Source organism: uncultured Anaerococcus sp., assembly GCF_963510575.1.
In the GTDB taxonomy this organism is placed as follows: Bacteria; Bacillota; Clostridia; order Tissierellales; family Peptoniphilaceae; genus Anaerococcus.
In genome coordinates this window covers 1-7,476 of sequence record NZ_CAUPFR010000080.1, presented here as the reverse complement: position 1 = coordinate 7,476, position 7,476 = coordinate 1, and the positions used below count along the sequence as shown (strand labels likewise).

The 7,476-nt window shown below is 36.4% G+C and carries 7 protein-coding genes; 6 read left to right on the top strand and 1 reads right to left on the bottom strand.

Going from position 1 to position 7,476, the window contains the following annotated elements:
* The first annotated feature begins 1 nt into the window (after position 1).
* From RQ907_RS06525 to RQ907_RS06500, 6 genes are all read left to right on the top strand, one after another.
* On the top strand, positions 2-1,210 hold the full coding sequence (locus RQ907_RS06525) for an aminoacetone oxidase family FAD-binding enzyme (RefSeq protein WP_311492572.1): 1,209 nt from the start codon (positions 2-4) through the stop codon (positions 1,208-1,210).
* Complete coding sequence (locus RQ907_RS06520) at positions 1,194-2,486, top strand: NAD(P)-binding domain-containing protein (RefSeq protein ID WP_311492571.1); 1,293 nt, start codon at positions 1,194-1,196, stop codon at positions 2,484-2,486. Before RQ907_RS06525 ends, RQ907_RS06520 begins: the two co-directional genes overlap by 17 nt.
* A gap of 126 nt (positions 2,487-2,612) precedes the next feature.
* A complete protein-coding gene (locus RQ907_RS06515; RefSeq protein WP_311492570.1) occupies positions 2,613-3,551 on the top strand; it encodes an ABC transporter ATP-binding protein in 939 nt (312 codons plus the stop codon).
* 1 nt (position 3,552) lies between these two features.
* Positions 3,553-4,650 carry an ABC transporter permease gene (locus RQ907_RS06510; RefSeq protein ID WP_311492569.1) on the top strand — a complete coding sequence of 366 codons (1,098 nt, stop codon included), beginning with the start codon at positions 3,553-3,555 and terminating at the stop codon, positions 4,648-4,650.
* Positions 4,637-5,746, top strand: a complete 1,110-nt coding sequence (locus tag RQ907_RS06505; protein WP_311492568.1) for an ABC transporter permease — start codon at positions 4,637-4,639, stop codon at positions 5,744-5,746. Before RQ907_RS06510 ends, RQ907_RS06505 begins: the two co-directional genes overlap by 14 nt.
* Before the next feature lie 69 nt (positions 5,747-5,815).
* The gene (locus tag RQ907_RS06500) at positions 5,816-6,553 is read left to right on the top strand and encodes an alpha/beta hydrolase-fold protein (RefSeq protein ID WP_311492567.1); all 738 of its coding nucleotides are present in this window, start codon (positions 5,816-5,818) and stop codon (positions 6,551-6,553) included.
* 43 nt (positions 6,554-6,596) lie between these two features.
* On the opposite strand, the gene RQ907_RS06495 is transcribed toward RQ907_RS06500, so the two are convergent.
* On the bottom strand, positions 6,597-7,476 hold an 880-nt coding region (locus RQ907_RS06495; protein ID WP_311492566.1), incomplete at its 5' end, for an FAD-dependent oxidoreductase.

Below are 7,476 nucleotides of genomic sequence, written 5' to 3'. Positions count from 1 at the left end.
GATAGGTGGGGGCGTGGCAGGTTTGTTTTTTGCCAACCTCTATGGTGATGACCTAGAAGTTATCGAAAAAAATGACCAGGCAGGTAGGAAACTCCTTGCCACAGGCAATGGTAGGTGTAATTTTACAAACCTAAATTTAACGCTCGACAAGTTTCATTCTTCTGGCAAGGATTTTTATAAATTCGCCTTAGAAAAATATGACAATCACGATTTGATAAATTTTTTAAATGACCTTGGGATTTTGACCACCTCCCTTCCCTCAGGTAGGTGTTATCCACAGACTTTGAGCGCAAAGACAATCAGGGATATTTTGTACCTAAACGCTAAGGGGGAATTTATCTTTGAGAATGAAGTAAGGGATATTGACTTTAAAAATCATCTAGTAATCACAGATAAGGCTAAAATTCATTTCGAAAACCTAGTCATAGCAACAGGAGGAATCACCCTTCCAGGATCTGGTTCGGATGGGAAAATTTTTGATATCCTTAGGCATTTTCACAAGGTCACTAGGCTATCTTATGGGATAACAAATTATAAGTGCCAAAATCCCCTATCAAAAAAAGCAAAGGGTGTGAGGGTGACTGCAATGGCTCGTCTTTTTGTGGATGGAAAATTTATCGAAGCATCTACCGATGACGTAATTTTCCAAAACTACGGCCTTACAGGCACAGCTATACTCGACCTTTCAAACTACATTTCCTATGCTCTTTTAGATAAAAAAGAAGTCTGGGTTTCGCTTGATTTGTTGGAAGCTTATCCAGAAGAAAAACTTATTGAGATAATTAAAAAATTAGGAAGAGAAAATCTAAATAAAACTATCGAAGAAATTTTAATGGGTTTTTTGAATGAAAAACTTATCATAGATATCCTAAATAGGGTAAAATTAAAAGGGAAGACGATGGCAAGTTCTTTGACTGATGGGGAAATCAAAAATCTTATCAGGACTATCAAGGATTTGAGATTTAAAATTACGGCTATAAATGATGAGGAAAATGCCCAGGTGACTATAGGTGGCATTGACACAAATTTTGTAGATTCTGAGACTTTTGAATCTAAAATTATCCCAAATCTTTACTTCATTGGTGAAGTCCTAGATGTGGATGGAGCTTGTGGAGGCTATAATATCCAGTGGGCCTACTCGTCAGCCAAGGCGTGTGCGATGGGTCTATTAGCTAAACATAGAGAGGAAATTAATGTTAAAAATAAATAGAAAGTTAAGAGAAATGAGAGATAATGGCGAAAGCATCAAGCTTGCAATCATTGGTTGTGGCAAGATGGGTGGATCTTTAATCAGCCAATTATCCAAACTTGACGCTATGGAAGTCAAATTAGTTGTAGATAGGAATCCAAGAAAGGCTATCAAGGCCTTAACCCAAGCTGGTATTTCCGAAGATAAGATAATCTACACAGATGATTACAATGAAGGCTACGAAGTCCTTGAAAAGGGCTATGTTGCTGTATCTACTAACTACAGACTTTCCTATAAATTATTACAAATAAATGCTGTTGTGGATTGTACTGGCAACCCTCCTTTCGGGGCAGTCATAGCTCGTAAAACTATCCAATACCACAAACACATGATTAGTTTCAATGTTGAGTGCGAGGCAACAGTTGGTCCTGTTCTTCACGACATGGCTAAAAAAGCGGGCGTGGTTTATACAGGTATTTTAGGGGATGAACCAGGAGCTATTATGGAACTTGTGGACAACGCTTATGGCATGGGCCTTGAAGTCCTAGTAGCAGCTAAGGGTAAAAACAATCCGCTAAATAATTACGCTACTAATGAAGAATTAGAAGCAGAAGCCAATTCTAAAAAATTATCACCAAGGATGCTAACAAGCTTTGTAGATGGGACAAACACCATGATAGAGCTAAACTCTGTATGCAATGCTATAGGATTTTTGCCAGATACCTTTGGTTGCCACGGCATCACCACAAGTCCAGAAAAAGTTGTAGAAGACTTTAGGCTAAAAAGAGATGGGGGAGTTTTAAATTCCTATGGAGTTGTTGATTTTTCTCCAGGAATGGCCCCAGGTGTCTTTATAATAGTAACAAGTGATCAAGAAGATGTAAGAGATTTGATGAAATTTTTAGGTTTTGGTGATGGCCCAAATTATCTACTCTACAGGCCATACCACCTAACAAGCCTTGAAGCACCAATTACAATCTTCAATGCAGTTGTAGAAAATGAGCCAACTATAGCACCAATCCACGGTCAGGTGGCAGATACTGTAACAATAGCAAAAAGAGATATCAAAAAGGGTGAAAAGCTAGAAGGAATCGGCTCAAATAAGGTCTTTGGCAAACTAACCAGCCACGCAAGATCCATAGAAGAAGACCTCCTACCAATAGGACTCATTACCCCAAAAACAGAAGCAATTGTTGATATTCCAAAGGATACTGTAATAGATATGTCTATGGTAAAAATTGATGAAAAGGCAACAATTACAAGGCTAAGAAGAAGACAAAATTCTATGAAACTATAAAATATTCCGCAGGCCATTTTGGGTCTGTGGATTTTTTAACATAAATTTTACAATAGATTTACCTATAATAAAAGAAAAATTATTATGATTAAGATAGGCAAGTAGGAAATAAATTTTGGAGGTCTTATGGAGAATTTGATTGAAGTTAGGGGACTTGTCAAAAAATATAAGGACCTAACAGCCCTTGACGGTCTTGATTTGGATGTCAAAAAAGGCCGTATTTTAGGTCTATTGGGACCAAATGGGTCGGGAAAATCGACAACAATTAATTGCATGCTAAGTCTTTTAAAGAAAGATGCTGGCAGTGTGAAAATATATGGCAAGGAAATGAGTCCTGACGCCTATGACATAAAGAAAAAAATCGGGGTGGTTTTCCAAGACGTTGGCGTCTATGACGAGCTTTCTGTATATGAAAATATCGATTATTTTTGTGGTCTTTATATAAGGGATAAAAAGGAAAGAGAAAAGCTAATTCAAAGGACTTTGGACCTGGTTGGCCTAAATGACTTTGTAAAATTTAAGCCAAAAAAATTATCGGGCGGTCTTCTAAGAAGGCTAAATATTGCCTGTGGCATTGCCCACAGACCTGATATAATCATCCTCGATGAGCCGACTGTGGCTGTTGATCCCCAATCTAGGAACAACATTTTGGAGGGAATTAAAAAGCTAAACGAGGAAGGCTCTACTATTATCTATACATCCCACTACATGGATGAGGTAGATTTTTTGTGCGATGACATAGTTATAATTGATAAGGGGAAAGTCATTGCCAAGGGCACTTCAAATGAGCTTAAGGATATGATTCAAATTGGTGAAAAAATTTCATTTGAGGCGAACGATTTGACTGATGAGGTTAAGGAAAAGCTTAGAGATATGGCCCATATCATAGATTTTGCCTACAAGGATGGAACTTGCAAGATGACTTTTTCTAAAAGTGAAGAAAATCTCTTAAGCCTTGTTAGAATCTTAAGTGAGAATCAAGTTTCATACAGGTCTATTAATGTTGAAAAACCAAGCCTAAATGATGTTTTCTTAGACCTTACAGGCAAGGATTTGAGGGACTAGTATGTTTTGGCATTCATTTAAAAATACTTTTAAATTCCTCTTAAGGGAAAAGACCATGGTCTTTTGGGCCTTGGTTTTTCCGATGATTTTGGGAATATTTTTCAAACTGGCCTTCGGAGGCATAAGTGATAATAACAAATTTGACCCTATTGATATTGGGGTGAGCGAATTGGCCTTTAAGGATCAAAATTTCAAAAATTTCCTAGAGACTATGGAAGATGAGGATTATTTTAGGATTACAAAGGCAAAAGATGAGGGGATTTTAGATACAAATCCTGATGTCAGGGCCTATATAAAATCAAAGGATAAAATTATTACAAAAAAATCTGGTATCCAGGAAACTATAGTAGAGACAATCCTAAATGCCTATGTCCAAAAATCAGAAATGATAAAAAGGGCAATGGAAAAAAATCCTCATACTGATATATCAAAACTTTTGAATGTCGAAAACCACATTAAAGATGAGTCTAGGAAAAATATGGATCCGATTAATGCCTTTTTTTACACTTTGATAGGCATGACTACCATTTACGGCTATATGTGGGGGCTTTACGTAATCTATCAATACGAGGCAAATCTGTCAGTAAATGCCAAGAGAAATGCAGTTGCACCTATAAAAAAATCTGTAAGCTTATTGGCATCTGTCCTTGTTTCTTGGCTTATAAACTTCATAATCACTCTGGTTTTTATTTTCTACCTTGATAGGGCTCTTGGAGTCGATTTCGGGGATAGAAAGCCGCTTTTGATACTTCTAAGTTTGGTTTCATCTCTAACTGGGGTTGCCTTTGGGATTTTTATAGGAGTTTCAAACAAGAAAAATATTGAATTTAAGATAAATCTCGGAATTGCAATCACCATGCTAATGAGTTTTCTATCGGGAATGATGATTTCAAGTATGAAAGTCATTATTCAAGAGAAATTCCCAATCCTAGGCAAAATCAATCCTGTTGCTGTGGTTACAGATGCGATTTATTCTTTGTATTATTACGATTCTACATCTAGGTTTTATGAAAATCTCGGTCTTTTAGTGCTTATTAGTGCTGTATTCTTGGCTGGATCTTTGTTTTTTATGAGGGGTAAGGAATATGAGAGTCTTTAAAAATTATTTTAAAATAGCCATGGCCCACAAGGTCGCCATTATTTTATACACCCTAATTTTTCTTGCCATTTTAAGTTTTTCAACCAAGTCTGATAAGAATGATTTTTACACAAATGTAAGGCCCAATATCTATTTAAAAGATGAAGCAAATACAGATTTATCAAAGGGGCTTTATGATTATTTGGATAAGAAAGCTGTGATTAAGAAGATGGACGAAGACCTAGTTGAAGATAAGCTTTTTTATCAGATAATAAGCGCAAGTCTTGTTATTCCAAAAGATTTTGACCAAACAAGGAAGGTGAATTTTAAACAGGCACCTGATGATATGTATGGTATGGCTGTTAAAGAGCATGTAAACCAGTACCTAAGCCAGGTTGATGCCTATGAGCAAGCTGGTTTTGCTACAAATGAAGCTATTAAATACACAAATAAAGATTTGGCAAAACAGGTAGATGTCAAGATAAAAAGCAAAATAGATCTAGCTAAGGAAGATAATTCGGTATTTTATTTTAATTTCATCAATTATCTAATCCTAGCCCAGGTCCTTTTGATTGTATCAACTATAGTTAGCGTTTATAAAAAGAAAAGCCTTGCCATGAGAAATACAGTAAGTCCAATGCCAAGGTCGAGGATGAATCTGGAATTGATTTTAGGCCACATAAGCACAGGCCTTATAGTGTGGGCCCTATATATTTTGTTATTTGTTATCCTCTACAAATACGACTTTTCTGCTGCCCATATAAACTTAATGATGGTAAATTCTTTGGTTTTCACAATCAGTGTAGTGACCATGGCAGTTTTCATTTCAAGCCTAATATCAAATGAAAACACCATTTCAGGAATCATGCAAGTCGTATCCTTGGGATCATCATTTTTGTGCGGGGCTTTTGTTCCTCAAGCCTTACTTTCAAAAACTGCCTTGACCCTGGGAAAAATTTTCCCATCATATTATTATATTAAAAATAATGAGATGGTCTTAGAAAACCCTAGCTTTGGGACAATCCTGCCCAATATAGGAATAATGCTAGCCTTCTCTTTAGTCTTTATCCTTATAAGTATGGGAATGAAAACAAAAGTAAATGACAAAATTTCTTAAAAGCTCCCTCGCCAATGTGCGGGGGATTTTTTTGGGTAAGAATATAATATTAATAGAAATGGGGGAAATATGGTAGAGAAAAAAGAGCTTTATTCAAAATATTTAGGTAGGGATGTGACTTATACTTTCATAGAGGACAGGGATTCGGATTTGTTTTTGTATTTTTTTGATGGTGCTAATCTCTATGACAAGGAGGAATCCTTTATGGGAGAGGTTTGGGAGCTTGATAAGGCAATAGAAAAAATTGGACTTAGGGCAAATCTTGTTGGAATATACTGTGCTGAGGGCGAAGAAGGCAGGGCAAGGACTAATGAATATTCGCCTTTTAAAAATTTTACTAATAAAGAAACCAATGCAAAACTTAATCCTAAGGGGATTTTGACTGGTAAATTTATAACAGAAGAGTTAATTCCTCTGTTAGAAAAAAATAAAAAAGCCACATCAAGGCTCATCGGTGGATCATCAATGGGAGGAATTATGAGCCTTTATATGGGAAGTGAATATCCTAAAATTTTTGATAAGATCCTTGCAATGTCAACTCATTTTATCCTAGAACCAGTAGGAATGGGCGAAATTTTGTCGAAGTATGATACCAAAAATAAACAAAAAATATATATAGATACAGGCACAAAAGAATTTGACGATATAGTAACCCAAAAATCTTATGTATTTTTGTCCCAAATGGCCTATGGATTTTTGAAAGATAGGGTGGATATAAAATATGTAGTTGACGAAGAGGCAATCCACAATGAAATATATTGGCAAAAAAGATTGCCGGCTGCCTTAAAATATTTATACAGCCTATAAAAAAAGAGCTAGACCATGATGGTTTAGCTCTTTGCATTTTTATTTATAGGCCAAAAATTTCCTTACCAAGTTTTGTTTCTTTTGGGTCTACTCCTTCGAAGACTATTTTTTTAACGTCCATTTGGTATTTGATGTCTCCCCAAAGGATGCCACCTACAAATTTATCACCATTTTTAAAGAGTTTGTAGATTTTCTCTCCGTCTTCTTTTTTGACTTCTTCTATGCCATCGCCTGCATTTTGACCTGCTGAAAATAGTTTTACATCGCCTAGCATGAGAGTTGAGAATGGTTTTGGTTGTTCATATAATTTATTTCCACCAGTCATGTTTGCGCCGGCAATCTTACCCATTTCCATAGATGCTGTCCAAAGACCTATTGAGAAGTTTCCTATTTGAGCAACGTCTCCTGCAGCGAAGATGTCTTCATTTTCTACTTGTAGGTTTTCGCCAACAAGGATACCTCTGTCTGTTGCAAGACCAGAATTTTTAGCTATATCAATATTTGCCCTAACACCTGCTTGAACCATGATAGCATCAGCTTCTAGTTCTGTGCCGTCAGTTAGTTTTAGGCCACAAACTGCCCCCTCTTTTACTAGGATTTCTTCACTAAACTTGCCTGTTAGGGTTTTCATGCCCATGTCATTTAGGGCCTTTTCTAATTTTTGTGAAAGGTCTTTGTCAAGTTGTCTTGCGAGTAGGTAGTCAAAGGCTTCTACTATAGTTATTTCTATGCCTAGGTGAGAAATTGAGTTTGCTGCCTCAAGGCCGAGGATACCTCCACCTATGATTATTAATTTCTTTTTGTCAGATAAATATTCTTTGAAATTTTTGAGGTCTTGGGAACTTCTAATAGCGAATACGCCATTAGCGTCAGAGTTTGTGATTGGTGGAACAAAGGCGTGGGACCCGGCAGCTATCAAAAGC